The organism is Halorubrum depositum (genome assembly GCF_007671725.1).
Lineage (GTDB): Archaea > Halobacteriota > Halobacteria > Halobacteriales > Haloferacaceae > Halorubrum > Halorubrum depositum.
This window is the reverse complement of the sequence record NZ_VCNM01000002.1, coordinates 98,987-112,320: the sequence shown is the minus strand read 5'-3', so window position 1 is coordinate 112,320 and position 13,334 is coordinate 98,987. Positions and strand designations below refer to the sequence as shown.

The following is a 13,334-nucleotide window of genomic DNA, read 5'->3' as shown; positions in this document are numbered from 1 at the left end:
GGAAGCAGAGGGCCGAGTGATCGGATCGAGACCGGCTAACGGTCGTCGGAGTCGAGGACTCGATGCGGGACGTTCCTATCCCGGAGCTTGGACGTGTGACGCGGGATCTCGTCGGTCACCGCGACTAACAGGACGTCGAGGCCGAGCATCCCCGCCTCCGCGACGGCCTCGGCGGTCCCGAACCGGATGTCCGGGGTCGCCGTGCTCCGGGAGACGAGCGCGTACGCCTCGGTGCCGGCGACCGCGAGCAATCCGTCATCCGGGACGTGCGTCGAGATCACGTCCGGGTCGGGCGGGGTCTCGTCGGTGACGGTGGGAACGGGAAGCACGGAGACGGTTCCGGTGTCGTAGTCGACGACCCCCTCGAAGTCGGCGACGCCGACCGCCGCGCCTCGCTCCGCACTCGTGACGGTGACCGCGGTCGCGGTGCCGCCCGCGGGGTTGGCGTGGAGGACGCCGTCGCGCATCACCAGCCCGACCTCGCTCCCCTCTGCCACGTCGTCGAGCGCGATGGCGGCGTCGACCTCGACGCTGCCGAGGACGTCGGAGTTCACCCGTTCGAGGTACGTCTCCAGGTCGTCGGTGCGGGAGATGAGCCAGTCGACCCCCTCCTTCGTCACCTCGTACCGGCCGCGGCCGCCCTTGTCGACGTATCCGGCCTCGACGAGGTCGCGGACGTAGTCGCTGACCGCCTGCGAGGTCACGCCGATCGTGTCGGCTATCTCCCCCTGACTCACCGCCGGCTGGCGGGCCGCGATCTCCACGAGGACCTGATACCGCGTCGCGCTCCGCTTGTTCTCGAGGACGTCCGGCGAGCCCCCGCCGTCGGCGTCGGCCATTATCGGGCGTTCGGCGGCCGCAACTAAAGTAGTGTTGTATACCGAAGCGCGCGTTCGCGCCAGACGCGGTCTCGCGCCGACCGATAGCAAACATCGTTTTCCTCGAACAATTCCAGTTGAGTCGGAGTTTGGTCGGCTTGTGTACCGGAGCGTCGACGCTGAGAGAGAGAGCGGCCGTCACGCCGACCGGTTCCGACCGATCAGCGTTTGGGGGCCTCGACGTCGCTACAGCGGCAGAACGCCGTCGTCACCGCCGTCCGATCCGCCGTCGGTGGTGTTGTCGTCGGTACCGTCGTCGTCGCTGGTGTTACCGCCGGTGGAGTCTCCGTCATCAGTGGTGTCGTCGTCGGTACTGCTCCCGTCGTCGGTCTCGTTCCCGCCGTCCGTGGTGTCGTCGCTCGTGCCGGAACCGTCGCCGTCGGCACCGCTCCCGTCGGCGTCGCCCGCGTCGCGCACGTCGTCGCCCTCGTCGAAGATGTCGGTCTCGATCGTCTCCTCGTAGGTCAGCTCGTCGAGCGGAACGGTGACCTCCTCGCCGCTCGGGAGCTCGATCACGGCGTAGAACTCGATCCGGAGCTGGCTCACCTGATGACCGCGGACCTCCTCGTCGAGGTGCGTGACCCACCACTCGTCGAGGCGGGGGTTCCGGAGCGCGGTCGTGAACTCGATCGTCTCGGAGCTCCGCGAGGGGATCACGTACCCCTCCTCGGTCCGTCCCGTGGCCATCTCGACGTCGTTCATCGTGACGTCGTAGCCGATCTCCGTGATCGCGTACGGTTCGAGGTTCGGGTTGTAGACGGTGAACGCCATGTCTATCGGCGTCTCGGCCTCGCTGACGCTTCCCCACTCGCCCCGCGTCTCGTTGACGTAGAGGATCGGGTCGTCGGTCAGCGGGCTGTCGGCGTTCACCGGTCGGGTCTCGTTCGAGTTGAAGGCGCCGAGCAGGTCGGTCGTGATCTCGCGGCTCCGGCTGAACTCCACGGTCCGGCCGAGCAGGTCCGAGGTGACGCTGGCGTCGATACCGACGTCGGTCCGCTCGCCGTTGCGGACGTGAGTGACCCACCACGGCGGGATCGCGTCGTTCCGCAGGTCCGTTTCGAGGGGTATCGTGGAGTTGCCGGACTCGACGGTCACCCCCTTGCGGCCGCCCTGCGCCATCTCGACGTCGTTCATCGAGACGGTGTAGTTCACGGAGACGCCGTCGAGCCCGATGCCGACCGGGTTCGGGTTCGAGACGACCAGATCCGTCTTCACTTCGGTCGTCTCGTTCGTCACGTTGCCGAAGGTGTTGTCGACCGCCGCGACGCCCGGGACGCCGAGGATCCCGACGGCGAACGCGCCGCCGACCGCGCCCCCGAGGACAACGAGCCCGACGAGAGCGGTCCTGAGCTTCGACCCCGTGAGCGCTCCGAGCGCGTCTCCGAGCTTCATACCCCGGCGGAACCGACCGGGGCGTAAAATCGTACCGCTTCGCGGAGTCGCCCTACAGGACGTCGCCGATCCGCACGGGCTCGCCGTCCAACTCGGGCTCCTCGGCGACGATCTGTAACACCTCGTGGTCGGTGACGTCGCGGAACCCCTTACCGGTCGCCTCCTCGATCAGGTCCTTCTCCAGCTCGAACTCGGTCCCCTCGTAGACGACGTCGACGCCGTCGTCGGTGAAGGTCAGGTCGGTGCTCATGGGGCGTCGTAGGCGTCGACCAGATAAAAGGAGCGTGACACGGCGTGGACGACCGTTCGGACGGCCGCTTACTCCTCGTCGCCGTCGTCGTCTTTCATCTCCGAGAGGCGGCCGACCAGGTCGTCGGTGGACGCGCCGCCCTCGATGGACACCTCGCCGTCGTGGTCGTGCTCGTGGACGTTGACGGCGCCGTCGTCGTCGGTGTCTACGTCCTGGTCCTTCTGCTCGCTCTCGTCGTACGATCCGAATCCCATACCTGACCCTCCCGCGCCGGACTCAAGAGGGTAGTGACCCGGCGGCGGTCCGAGAGGGAGTCGCACGCGCCGTAACGTTCGGATCGCCGTGTCGGGTCGGATCGCTGCGTGCGCGTCAGACGACAGTCAGACGACCCCACACCGTTTATACGCGCGGAGGGAGTTCTCCCGGTGTGTCGCTGCGAGGAGACGGTCCGATAGAGGAGCTCGCGGTCCCGTCCGAGACGACCGTCGAGGAGCACGACCTCGTCGTCGACGGCGACGTGCTCGTCGGCGGCCAGTCGACGGTGGAGTTCGGCCTCCGCGGGCGCAACGTCGCGATCGGCGAGCGGGTGCGCGTCGGCAACGACATCGAGGCCGAGGGCGACTGCCGGCTCGACACGTGGTGTACCGTCGACGGCAACGTGCTCGTCGGTGAGGACGCGTACCTCGGCGAGCGCGTGACGGTCACCGGCCGGCTGATGGTCTCCGGGGACCTCGACATCGGCGACGACGTGTCGATCGAGGAGGGGTTCGAGGCGAACGGCTGGATCGTCATCCGCAACCCCGTCCCCACCATCGTCTTCTACTTCATCGTCCTCTCACAGCTCCTGCGGGTCGGCGAGACCGACGCGGCCGACGAGCTCGCCGAGGCGCTCGCCGACGGCGACGACGTGCGCGACCCCCTGCTGGTCCCGCGCGGCGCCGAGATCTCCGACGACGCGTGGCGCGTCTCGACGCCGGCGACGGTCGGCGACGACTGCCGCATTCACGGGAACCTCCGCGCCGAATCCGTCCGCGTCGGCGAGCGCAACGAGGTGTTCGGCTCCCTCCGCGCCCGCGAGGGCGTCACCGTCGGCGCCGAGACGGTCATCCACGGCGACGTCACCACCCGCGGCGGGACGGTCACCATCGAGGCCGGCGCGCGGGTGCTCGGCGACGTCTCCGCCGGCGACCTCGTGGTCCACGACGGCGCCGAGATCGACGGCTCCCTCCGGGCCCGCGGCGAGATGAAGCTGATCCAGGAGACGGAGAGCGAGACGGACGCCGACGACGGGGAGGACTCCGACGAGCTGGACGCCGACGAACCGACGGAGTCGGCCAACGACGAGGCGGACGCAGAGGGCGAGGACGCCGACGACGAAACGGACACAGAGGACGCCGACGCCGAGGCGGACGCCGAAAGCGACGTGGAGTCGGAGACGGCAGAGACCCAGGTCGACCCCGACGCCGAAGCGACGTAGCGGGCGCCCGTCGGTCGATGTTCGGACCGCTCTATCGCTCGGCAGCGGCGCCGACGAACACGTCCTCGTGGAGCCGCTCGCAGACGAAGTCGGCGAGCGTTCGGAGGTTCTCGGTGTCCTCGCGGTTGTACGAGACGAGCGTGTCGAGCGCGTCGGCGTCGCCGCGCTCGTACTCGCGCCAGAGTCGGACCGCGTCCCGCCCCGAGATGTCCGGGCGGTCGCGGTCGATCCCGATCTCCTTCTCGATGGGCTTCAGCCCCCCGGAGAGCCCGATCCGCTTGCAGGGGTACATCAGGTCGAGGTGGGGCGTGTCCACTTCGATGCCGAAGGAGGTCTCGAGGAAGGGGACGTCGAAGCGCGCGCCGTTGAACGTCGCGAGCAGGCTGGCGTCGGCGAACCGCTCGCGCAGGCGGTCGGCGGTGAGGTCGTCGCCGGCGACCAGCGTCGTCGTCTCCCCGTCCCGGTGGAAGCTCACGGTCGTCACGCGGTCGCGGTGCTCGTCGAGGCCGGTCGTCTCGATGTCAAAGAAGCAGGTCTCCTCGCGGAAGTTCTCGTAGAGCCGCCAGCGCTCCCCGCTCGGGAACGCGCGGTCGAAGTAGGCCGCGTCGCCGTCGTCGAGGCGCGTCAGCGCCTCGGCGATGAACGACTCGATCCGGTCGGCGGTGGTCGAGCCGACGCCCGCGACGTCGACGGCGGGGTCGAAGTCGCGCCAGGTGGTGACGCCCTCGCGCCAGAGCCGGCGCTCCGTCGTCTCGCCCACTCCCTCGACCGGGATGAAGCTGTTCTCGATGCGCATACCCGACCGCGGCGGCGCGCGGGCAAAAACCCGACGGGAGGCGACGGGGCGAGAGGACGGGAGGCGGCGAGGCGGGAGCCGACGGTGCGATCGACCGCTAGTTAAGTATCGGCGGCGCCAACTCCCGCCATCAATGTGCGGCCGCTATACGCTTTTCACACCCGCCGCCGACCTCGAGGCGCGGTTCGGCGCCGACTTCGGCGGCGTCGAGCCCAGCTACAACTGTGCGCCCGGCCAGGAGCTTCCGGTGATCGCCGACGAGGATCCGACCGCCGCGACCCGGATGGAGTGGGGGCTGACGCCCTCGTGGGCCGACGAGTCGTTCGGCCTGATCAACGCCCGCGCCGAGACGGTCCGCGAGAAGCGGAGCTTCGCCGACGCCTTCGAGCGGCGGCGGTGTCTCGTCCCCGCCGACGGCTTCTACGAGTGGGTCGACGGCGGCGGGCCGGACGGCCCCGGCGACCACGGCGGCTCCGGCGACCCCGGGAAGACCCCCTACCGCGTCGCGTTCGAGGACGACCGACCGTTCGCGATGGCGGGCCTCTACGAGCGGTGGGAGCCCCCCGAGCCCGAGACGACGCAGACCGGCCTCGGGGCGTTCGGCGGCGGGTCGGACGACGGCGGCGAGGGCGACGAGTCGGACGGGCCCGTGGAGACGTTCACGATCGTGACCACCGAGCCGAACGACCTCGTCGCCGACCTCCATCATCGGATGGCGGTGATTCTCGATCCGGGCGAGGAGGAGACGTGGCTCCGCGGCGACGCCGACGAGGCCGCCGCGCTGCTGGACCCCTACCCGGCCGACGAGCTGACGGCGTACCCGGTGTCGACGCGGGTGAACTCGCCCGGAGTCGACGCGCCGGAGCTGATCGATCCGGTCGCCGATAAGTAATCTTTTTAGACCTGTTTTCCGGATGAAAAGACGACATGCCCTCCATCCTGCAGATCGGCGTTCCCGTCGGTCCGGAACTGCTCGTCGCGCTCCTCCTCGCCGGGATACTGGTCGTCCCGGCGCTGCTCGCGTCGCTGCTCGTCTACCTGGACGCGACGGACCGGAACAGCCGCCACGCGGTCGCGTGGACGCTCGGCGCGCTCCTCGGCGGCGTCGTCGTCTGGGTCCTCTACGTCGCCGTCCGCGACGAGGTCGGCCCGAGCGGATCGGTCGTGAACGGTCGCGCGTGAACGGTCGCCGGTGAGCGCGGGGTGACGTGCTCCGCGCTCGCCGCCGGCGCGTCGCGACGGGACCGACCGCCCCGTCAGGGCGCGACCAGGTCGACGACCGTCTCGTCGTCGACGACGACGTTGTACGCGCCCTCGTCGTCGTTCCAGAGCACGAGGCCGTTCTCGACGAACACGACCGCGCCGTAGTCGGCCCGCCGGAGGTCCTCGTTGAGCACGGTCTCGCGCGTGCAGACGAGGTAGTGGTCGACCGCCTGCGAGCCGTCGCCGACGCGGTAGAGCGCGTTGTCGCCCGCGCTGAGGTCGTGGCTGAGCTTCACCGCGAGCAGGTTCACGCGGTCGGTGACGTGGTCCTCGGAGTCCGCCATGCGCGCGCAGCGGCCGTCGCTCGCCCGGACGCCGACGCGGCGCTTCCCGTCGGGACGGAGGATCGCGTACGCGAACTGGACGTCGACGTTGACGAACTCGCCCGGCTCGTCGCTCGCGCCGCGCTCGGCCGCCTCGTCGAGCCGCCGCTGGAAGGGGGGCACGTCGAGGTCGTCGGCGACGTCGAACGACCAGCCGCCGTCCGACGGCGTGGCGTCCGGCCAGAGCCGGAGCGTGGGCGAGTACGTCTCGACGCCGCTCGACGGCGTGACGACCGCGCGCTCGATCTCGCGGAGCCCCATCGCGGTGTTGCGGTCGGCGGGCGCGAAGGCGGCGACGCTCCCGTCGTCGGCGAGGCGGTCGAGCGCGGCCTCGACGACCGGGACCGGGTCCGCGAGCTCCGAGAGGACGTTCCCGAAGACGATCAGGTCGAAGGGGTCGTCGGTGGCGTCGGAGCCGCCGGCGTCCACCGAGGACCCGCCGGCGTCCACCGAGGACCCGCCGTCGACCCCGAGGAACGACTCCGCCGTCGTCTCGTGGATCGTCGCGCGGAAGTTGCGACCGGTCTCGTCGAGCAGTCGGTCGAGCACGTCGGCCGCGGCGCTCGGCTCGACGGCGTGGTAGTCGACGACGGCGTCGTCGGGGAGGTAGTCGTGGAGGCCGAGCGCGGGGCCGCCCACGCCAGCGCCCACGTCGAGGACGCGGGGCGTCCGGTCGAGTAGTTCGTTCTCGACGAGGTCGTCGAGGACGTACCCGATCGTTGCGTAGTAGGCGGGGAGGTGGTAGATCGCGTACCCGAGCGCCGCGACGCGGTCGTACTCGACGTCGTTCTCGTAGAGGTAGTCGGTCTTCAGCCGCCGGACCGCCTCGCGGAGCTCCGCTCCCGACTCGCCGCGGTGCCAGTTCGCACCGAACTCGGCGACGAGGAGGTCTTCGAGGGCGAACGCGTAGGACTCCGGGAACGCCGTCGGCGCCCAGCCGGGATCTGGGATCGGCCCCTCGGGGACCGGCTCGAAGCTCCCGTCGTCGCGCTCGCGCAGCCGGAGGTCGAACGCCTCCTCGCGGAGCGTCTCGCGGACGACCGCCGGGTGGGGCACCCCCTCGATGTACTCCGCGATCTCCTCGGGGTCGATCGGTCTGACGTTGCGCAGGTAGTTGGCGTTGTTCCGGACCGCCTCTCTGTCTATCATGGAATCACAGGGGTCGTCGATCGGCTCACTCGTGTCGCTCCCGGCCCTCGCGGTCGCCGCGGGCCGCCTCGTACAGGTCGGCGAACTCGTCCGAGTCGGCGTCGGCGATCTCGCGGGCCGCGTCGGCCACGTCGTCGGCGCCCTCGAAAGCGCGCTGGATCTCGGCGTACACCTCGGGCGCGCCCTCGGTGACGGTGTCGGCGACGTCGTCGAGCGCGGCCGACACGGGCGTGTGGAACTCCTCGCGCACGTCGTCGCCCGCGAGCCGCCACGCGAGGACGGCCGCGTGCGCGCCGGCCTGCACCGTCTCCATCGCCCGGTCGTGCTCCGCGGCCGTCGTCTCGAACACCTCGTTGCCGCCGGCCTCGATCGCGGCCGCGATCCCCTCGACGACCGGGCCGCCCTCGTCGACCACGCAGGCGACGTTGCCCGGGACGCGCGGCGGCGCGAACAGGGGGTGGAAGCTCGCGCGTTCCAGGTCCGACGCGTGCTCGCGCATCGCCGCGATCGCGTCGGTCATCTCGCCGGAGACGTCGAGGATCGCCCGCTCCGCGCGGGGCGCGTACGCCTCGACCGCGGCCGGGACCGCCGACATCGGCACCGCGAGACACACCGCGTCGTGGGCGGTGTCGCCGTCGGCCGGGACCGTCGTCGCCTCGCGCGACGCGGCGGCGTCGCGGGCCACGTCCGGGTCACGGTCGGCGAACGCGACCGTCGGGTCCACCGGCGACTCGTCGGCCGACACCGTGTCGGCGATCCACCGGCCGATCTCGCCCGCGCCCACGACGAGTAGGTCCATCGGTTGCCCGAACGGAGGGCGCGCGAGGCTTAAAAAGGCTCGACTCGGCCGGCGGACGCTACTCCGGGCGAGTGGCTACTCCGAGGCCGACTGATCGGCGCCGCCCCGGAGCCCGAGAAGCCCCTCCCCCGGCGCGAGCGCCCGAACGGCCGGGAACAGCGCCAGCGCGATGGCGAGCTCCAGCCCGCCGACCGCGAGGAACGCCGGCGCGTAGCCGAACGCGCCCGTGGCGCCGCCGCCGACGAGGAAGCCGGCGAGGAAGCCGAGCGAGCCGAACACGTTGAACAGCCCCATCGCCGCGCCGCGGGCCTCGGGCTCGACGAGGTCGGTGACGAGCGCCATCGTCGCCGGCGCCATCAGCGCGCCGCAGACCCCGACGAGGACCATCAGCGCGGCCGCGAGGGGATACGTCGGCGCGACGCCGACCCCGATCGTGACGACTCCGTACGCCACCGAGCCAACCACGACGGGGAGGAACCTGCCCACCCGGTCCGACAGCGACCCGAACGGGGACTGGAGCAGCGCGAACGGGACGAAGAAGAGCGCGAGCGTCGCCCCCGCGCCGGCGGCCGAGAGATCGAAGGTGGCGGGGTCCTGGAAGTAGTAGACGCCGACCAGCGCGAAGAAACCGGCCGTGAGCCGGTCGACGAACCCGAACGCCAGCGGGACGAGGAGCCCGCGCGTCGTCCGCGCCTGCGCGAGCACGTCGCGGAAGCCGGCCTCGTCGCCGGCCTCCGCCGACCCCGTCGCGTTCCCGCGTCCCACCGCTCGGTCGTCGACGGTGGCCGCGAGCAGGCCCGCGCCGGCGAGCACCGCCGCCCCGGCGTACACGGGGTAGAAGGGGTCGAGGTCGGCGAGCGCGCCGCCGACCACGGCGCCGACCGCCGCGCCCAGCCCGATCGCCGTGCCGGCGGCGCCCATGTTGCGTCCGTTGCCGCCGCGGAGGTCCATCAGCGACGTGATCGCGAGCGAGAACGCGCCGATAGTGAGCGCCCCGCCGACGACGCGGACGGCGAGCGCCGCCCGGAAGCCGAGGCCGATCTCGGGCACCGCCGCGAGCGCGACGTACGAGGCGGCCCCGCCGAGCGCGCCGGCGACGATCAGCGGGACCCGCTTTCCGAGCGCGTCGCTGAGGGCGCCCCAGACGACGGCGAAGGAGACGAACGCGCCGAACTCCGCGACGAGGAACCACATCCCGGCGTCGATGCCGGCGGGCGCGCCGAGCGCGACCACGAGGCTCGGGACCCCCGGGTAGAGTAGGACCTGCGATATCAACACCGCGAGCACGACGGCGCCGAGCAGGCGTCGCTCCCCGCGGTCCTCGTCGCTCATTGACTTATAAATGGAGGCGGACGGACAAAAGGCCGACGCACGGGCGGACGGCGGCACCGACCGGGCCTGCGGGCGCGCCGAGGGCCTCCGGTTACAGCGCCGATTCGATCGCGGCCGCGACCGTCTCCGCGCGGTAGTCGTCGGTCGGCTCGCCGTTCACGAAGATTGTCGGCGTCCCCTGAACGCCCATCGACTCGCCCTCGCTCCGGTCGCTCATCGAGGCCTCCTCGTACGCCGCGAACTGCGCGTCGGCGATGGCGGCGCAGGGGTCCGCGCCGGCGGCGTCGGCGGCGGCGCCGATCGCCTCGCCGCTGTAGCTGCCCTGCGACTCGAACGCCGTCGAGGCGAACTCGAAGAACGCCTCCGGACCCTGACGCGCGCCCACGCCGCGGGCGGCGCTGGCGACGGGGACCGCCCACGCCTCGTTGACGGGGATCGGGAAGTCCCAGTGCTCGTAGCGCACCTCCCCGGGAGCGACGTACTCCTCGCGGATCGCCGGGAAGTGCTCCAGCTCGTAGGTGGCGCAGTGACCGCAGGTGAAGTCCACGAACGACTGCACGACGACGTCGGACTCGGGGTCGCCGATGACGGGCCGGAACTCCAGGTCCGGGTCCGACGGCTCCGAGAGGTCGCAGTCGTACTCTCCTGGGTCGATGGTGTTGCCGCCGCTCCCGCCGCCTCCGCCGCCGAGACACCCCGCCGCGCCGACGACGCCGACCGACGCCGCACCCGCGAGCAGGGACCGCCGCGTGCGTTCCATATCGTCTGCTGGGGTCGGCGCGCACTTAACGACTCCGCGACCCGTCCGCGGCGCTCGGCGTCCGACGCTGTCGCACGGGTCCGAACGTTTTTGCCGTCGCCTCGCGACCCTGAGGTATGAGCGACTGGGACCTCGACTTACGCGACGCCGAAGAGCAGATGGACGAGGCGATCGCGGCGGCCGGCGACGTCGTCCTCGGCGTCCTCGACGGCACGACCGACCCGGAGGAGTGGGTCCGCAGCGTCGACTACGGCAACACCCTCGTGCTGTCGATCGACGGCGACCTCAACGAGCTCGCCGCCGGCTTCGCCCGCGAGGTGAAGGACATGGGCGGCGAGCTGATGCACTTCCGCGGGTTCCTCGTGGTCACCCCGCCGGGAGTGGGCATCGACACCGACCGGCTGAGCGAGTAAGTCGCGTCCGCCGCTTCCCACTCGGAATCGACCCCCCGTGTGCCCCTGCCGCGTTTTCGGTGGTTGACAGGAGCAAAAGAAGTATGCCACCGGGGTGAGACGGGGGTGATATGAAAGCCGTCGTACTCGCGGGGGGATACGCGACCAGACTCTGGCCGATCACCGAGCACCGGCCGAAGATGTTCCTGCCGGTCGGCGACAACACCGTCATCGACGAGATCTTCGAGGACTTCGAGGCGGACGACCGCGTCGACGAGGTGTTCGTCTCCACCAACGAGCGCTTCGCCGACACGTTCGACGAGTACCTCGCCGAGAGCCCGTTCGAGAAGCCGACGCTCTCGGTCGAGGAGACCGTCGAGGAGAACGAGAAGTTCGGCGTCGTGGGGGCGCTCGAACAGCTCGTCGACCGCGAAGGGGTCGACGACGACCTCATCGTCGTCGCCGGCGACAACATGATCAGCTTCGACCTGGCCGAGTTCGCCGACTTCTTCGAGTCGAAGGGGACGCCGACGCTGGCCGCCTACGACGTCGAGGACCGCGAGCGCGCCAAGTCGTACGGGCTCGTCGAGCTCGACGGCGACGAGGTCGTGAACTTCCAGGAGAAGCCCGACGACCCGAAGAGCACGCTCGTCTCCATCGCGTGTTACGCGTTCCCGGCGGAGACGCTGCCCGACCTCTCGACGTACCTCGCGGACGGGAACAACCCCGACGAGCCGGGCTGGTTCCTCCAGTGGCTCCAGGGGCGCGGCCCAGTTCACGCGTTCACCTTCGACGGCGCGTGGTTCGACATCGGCACCGCCGACAGCTACCTCGACGCGGTCGAGTACGCCTTGGAAGGCGGCACGCTCGTCGCCGACGACGCGACCGTCGAGGGCTCCGACCTCGGCGACGTGGTCCACGTCATGTCGGGCGCGACCGTCACCGACTCGACGCTCGACCGCTCGGTCGTCTTCCCCGACGCGACGATCACCGACTCGGAGATCCGGAACTCCGTGATCGACGAGGGCGTCACGCTGGAGGGCGTCGACCTGTCCGGCGCGCTGATCGGCTCGTACACTTCGATCACCGACGGCGACGACTTCTAACAGGCGACGGTCTCCGCCGAGAGACTCGTTCGAAACGGTCTGACAGCACTTGCGTGCGGTCGCCTGTCAGAGATGACGCGGCAAAGAAGCTTAGCTGTCGGGTGCCGTGTTGGCAGTGTGAAAGAACTCGAATACAGTGACATCTGTCGAGAGGTAATCGAGAGCGTCGGCGAGGTGACGTCGGACGAAGAGGTCGTCGTCCTCACCGATCCGTTGATGGTGCACGTCGCTCGACCGCTTGCGAGCGCCGCTCGAGCGGCCGGGGCGACGACCTCGCTGCTAGTGAAGCCGCGGCTCACCGGACACAACGTCGAGCAGCCGGCGGTCGTCGCCGGTGCACTCAACGAAGCCGATATCGTATTCGACGTCGGAACGTACGACATCGCTCATACGGACGCGCGAAGGGACGCGTCGGAGGACGGGACGCGTTTCGTTCTCATGCGTGGCGTCACCGAAGACGTCTTGATGAACCAGATGGACACCGACTACGACGCGTTGCGAGACGTGACGAGGGCGGTCGCCGAGATCCAAACCAGCGCCGAGTCCGCACGGATAACGAACGACAGGGGAACGGACTTAACAGTCGGCCTGCACGGTCGCAGCGGATTCCTGATCGACGACGGGTTCGACCGCGGACTCGTCGTCCTGCCCGCCGGGAAGTCCGCAGTCACTCCGGTCGAAGGGAGCGCGCAGGGCACGGTCGTCGTAGATTACTCCATCGACAGTATCGGCCGACTCGACGGCCCGGTGGAACTCGCGATCGAGGACGGGAACGTCGAGAGTATCTCGGGGGGCACACAGGCGGACGAGCTTTCGAAACTCGTCGAATCGACGGGGGACTGCGCCCGCAACATCGCGGAAGCCCCGTCTATCGGTACGAACGCAGACGTCCAACTCACGGGGAACCAAGCCACGGACAAAAAGAAGCGGGGCACGATGCACATCGCGATCGGGGACAACATCACGCTCGGCGGGAGCGTCGAGTGTGATCTCCATCTCGATATGACGCTCACCGAGACGACGGTCGCCTTCGACGGCTTCACCGTTCTCGAAAACGGGGAGTTTCGGGAAGAGGCGGTGCTCGAATACGCTCGAAACCTCTGATAGACGACGCGATCGCCCTCGTCATCGGTGCAGTCTCCATCACCGACCTTGTCGCGATCGTCATCTCGATTTTAAATGCGAACGAGAGTACCTCACGCTACTCGCTCGCCGATCCGTCGGCCTGTTCGTGTGTGTGATGATAACAGTCGAGCGCGGGGTCGTCGCCGTCGCTCGCGGGGTCGAAGCACACCCGCCGGTACCGATCGTTGTCGAGGAGGTTGACGACGAACCCGTCGGCGTGGCGGGACACGGACTCGTAGGGGTCGCCGCAGGCGGGGCAGGTCGCGGGCGGGTCCTCCGGAACGTGCATGGT

At 70.0% G+C, this 13,334-nt stretch carries 15 protein-coding genes and 1 pseudogene; 6 read left to right on the top strand and 10 right to left on the bottom strand.

Annotation, left to right across the window (positions count from 1 at the left end; translation table 11 throughout):
- Positions 1-35: 35 nt before the first annotated feature.
- From FGM06_RS08085 to FGM06_RS08070, 4 genes are all read right to left on the bottom strand, one after another.
- The gene (locus tag FGM06_RS08085; RefSeq protein WP_144798665.1) at positions 36-839 is read right to left on the bottom strand and encodes a DUF7839 domain-containing protein; all 804 of its coding nucleotides are present in this window, start codon (positions 837-839) and stop codon (positions 36-38) included.
- Between the two features lie 225 nt (positions 840-1,064).
- The gene (locus FGM06_RS08080; RefSeq protein ID WP_144798663.1) at positions 1,065-2,270 is read right to left on the bottom strand and encodes an LEA type 2 family protein; all 1,206 of its coding nucleotides are present in this window, start codon (positions 2,268-2,270) and stop codon (positions 1,065-1,067) included.
- A 52-nt stretch (positions 2,271-2,322) separates the two neighbouring features.
- Positions 2,323-2,520, bottom strand: a complete 198-nt coding sequence (locus FGM06_RS08075; RefSeq protein ID WP_144798661.1) for a DUF5800 family protein — start codon at positions 2,518-2,520, stop codon at positions 2,323-2,325.
- A gap of 68 nt (positions 2,521-2,588) precedes the next feature.
- A complete protein-coding gene (locus tag FGM06_RS08070) occupies positions 2,589-2,774 on the bottom strand; it encodes a DUF5786 family protein (RefSeq protein ID WP_144798660.1) in 186 nt (61 codons plus the stop codon).
- Positions 2,775-2,947: 173 nt separating this feature from the next.
- Here FGM06_RS08070 and FGM06_RS08065 point away from each other — a divergent pair, with 173 nt between their 5' ends.
- On the top strand, positions 2,948-3,997 hold the full coding sequence (locus FGM06_RS08065) for a polymer-forming cytoskeletal protein (RefSeq protein WP_144798658.1): 1,050 nt from the start codon (positions 2,948-2,950) through the stop codon (positions 3,995-3,997).
- A gap of 31 nt (positions 3,998-4,028) precedes the next feature.
- On the opposite strand, the gene FGM06_RS08060 is transcribed toward FGM06_RS08065, so the two are convergent.
- Positions 4,029-4,793 carry a ribonuclease H-like domain-containing protein gene (locus FGM06_RS08060; RefSeq protein WP_144798656.1) on the bottom strand — a complete coding sequence of 255 codons (765 nt, stop codon included), beginning with the start codon at positions 4,791-4,793 and terminating at the stop codon, positions 4,029-4,031.
- Positions 4,794-4,926: 133 nt separating this feature from the next.
- Between FGM06_RS08060 and FGM06_RS08055 the strand changes: the two genes are divergently transcribed.
- On the top strand, positions 4,927-5,685 hold the full coding sequence (locus FGM06_RS08055; RefSeq protein WP_144798654.1) for an SOS response-associated peptidase: 759 nt from the start codon (positions 4,927-4,929) through the stop codon (positions 5,683-5,685).
- A gap of 35 nt (positions 5,686-5,720) precedes the next feature.
- Positions 5,721-5,975, top strand: a complete 255-nt coding sequence (locus FGM06_RS08050; RefSeq protein WP_144798652.1) for a hypothetical protein — start codon at positions 5,721-5,723, stop codon at positions 5,973-5,975.
- 74 nt (positions 5,976-6,049) lie between these two features.
- Here FGM06_RS08050 and FGM06_RS08045 read toward each other — a convergent pair whose 3' ends face one another.
- The 4 genes from FGM06_RS08045 to FGM06_RS08030 form a co-directional block, all read right to left on the bottom strand.
- Entirely contained in the window at positions 6,050-7,528 is a 1,479-nt protein-coding gene (locus FGM06_RS08045; RefSeq protein ID WP_144798650.1) for a small ribosomal subunit Rsm22 family protein, read from the bottom strand.
- Positions 7,529-7,553: 25 nt separating this feature from the next.
- The gene (locus tag FGM06_RS08040; protein ID WP_144798648.1) at positions 7,554-8,327 is read right to left on the bottom strand and encodes a prephenate dehydrogenase; all 774 of its coding nucleotides are present in this window, start codon (positions 8,325-8,327) and stop codon (positions 7,554-7,556) included.
- A gap of 75 nt (positions 8,328-8,402) precedes the next feature.
- The gene (locus tag FGM06_RS08035; protein ID WP_144798647.1) at positions 8,403-9,659 is read right to left on the bottom strand and encodes an MFS transporter; all 1,257 of its coding nucleotides are present in this window, start codon (positions 9,657-9,659) and stop codon (positions 8,403-8,405) included.
- A 91-nt stretch (positions 9,660-9,750) separates the two neighbouring features.
- The gene (locus FGM06_RS08030) at positions 9,751-10,419 is read right to left on the bottom strand and encodes a thioredoxin domain-containing protein (protein WP_144798645.1); all 669 of its coding nucleotides are present in this window, start codon (positions 10,417-10,419) and stop codon (positions 9,751-9,753) included.
- 116 nt (positions 10,420-10,535) lie between these two features.
- On the opposite strand from FGM06_RS08030, the pseudogene FGM06_RS08025 reads away from it, so the two are divergent.
- From FGM06_RS08025 to FGM06_RS08015, 3 genes and pseudogenes are all read left to right on the top strand, one after another.
- Positions 10,536-10,829: pseudogene (locus tag FGM06_RS08025) on the top strand (DUF5779 family protein); the annotation flags it as partial.
- 113 nt (positions 10,830-10,942) lie between these two features.
- The gene (locus FGM06_RS08020) at positions 10,943-11,917 is read left to right on the top strand and encodes a sugar phosphate nucleotidyltransferase (RefSeq protein ID WP_144798640.1); all 975 of its coding nucleotides are present in this window, start codon (positions 10,943-10,945) and stop codon (positions 11,915-11,917) included.
- A gap of 117 nt (positions 11,918-12,034) precedes the next feature.
- Complete coding sequence (locus tag FGM06_RS08015) at positions 12,035-13,021, top strand: aminopeptidase (RefSeq protein ID WP_186310989.1); 987 nt, start codon at positions 12,035-12,037, stop codon at positions 13,019-13,021.
- A 97-nt stretch (positions 13,022-13,118) separates the two neighbouring features.
- Here the strand turns inward: FGM06_RS08015 and FGM06_RS08010 are convergent, their stop codons facing one another.
- A complete protein-coding gene (locus tag FGM06_RS08010; RefSeq protein WP_144798636.1) occupies positions 13,119-13,331 on the bottom strand; it encodes a hypothetical protein in 213 nt (70 codons plus the stop codon).
- Positions 13,332-13,334: the final 3 nt, after the last annotated feature.

Bases quoted from the DNA above. Each gene is read 5' to 3' on its own strand.
- FGM06_RS08085 (WP_144798665.1), bottom strand. From the start codon at position 839: ATGGCCGACGCCGACGGCGGGGGCTCGCCGGACGTCCTCGAGAACAAG.
- FGM06_RS08080 (WP_144798663.1), bottom strand. From the start codon at position 2,270: ATGAAGCTCGGAGACGCGCTCGGAGCGCTCACGGGGTCGAAGCTCAGG.
- FGM06_RS08075 (WP_144798661.1), bottom strand. From the start codon at position 2,520: ATGAGCACCGACCTGACCTTCACCGACGACGGCGTCGACGTCGTCTAC.
- FGM06_RS08070 (WP_144798660.1), bottom strand. From the start codon at position 2,774: ATGGGATTCGGATCGTACGACGAGAGCGAGCAGAAGGACCAGGACGTA.
- FGM06_RS08060 (WP_144798656.1), bottom strand. From the start codon at position 4,793: ATGCGCATCGAGAACAGCTTCATCCCGGTCGAGGGAGTGGGCGAGACG.
- FGM06_RS08055 (WP_144798654.1), top strand. From the start codon at position 4,927: ATGTGCGGCCGCTATACGCTTTTCACACCCGCCGCCGACCTCGAGGCG.
- FGM06_RS08050 (WP_144798652.1), top strand. From the start codon at position 5,721: ATGCCCTCCATCCTGCAGATCGGCGTTCCCGTCGGTCCGGAACTGCTC.
- FGM06_RS08045 (WP_144798650.1), bottom strand. From the start codon at position 7,528: ATGATAGACAGAGAGGCGGTCCGGAACAACGCCAACTACCTGCGCAAC.
- FGM06_RS08040 (WP_144798648.1), bottom strand. From the start codon at position 8,327: ATGGACCTACTCGTCGTGGGCGCGGGCGAGATCGGCCGGTGGATCGCC.
- FGM06_RS08035 (WP_144798647.1), bottom strand. From the start codon at position 9,659: ATGAGCGACGAGGACCGCGGGGAGCGACGCCTGCTCGGCGCCGTCGTG.
- FGM06_RS08030 (WP_144798645.1), bottom strand. From the start codon at position 10,419: ATGGAACGCACGCGGCGGTCCCTGCTCGCGGGTGCGGCGTCGGTCGGC.
- FGM06_RS08020 (WP_144798640.1), top strand. From the start codon at position 10,943: ATGAAAGCCGTCGTACTCGCGGGGGGATACGCGACCAGACTCTGGCCG.
- FGM06_RS08010 (WP_144798636.1), bottom strand. From the start codon at position 13,331: ATGCACGTTCCGGAGGACCCGCCCGCGACCTGCCCCGCCTGCGGCGAC.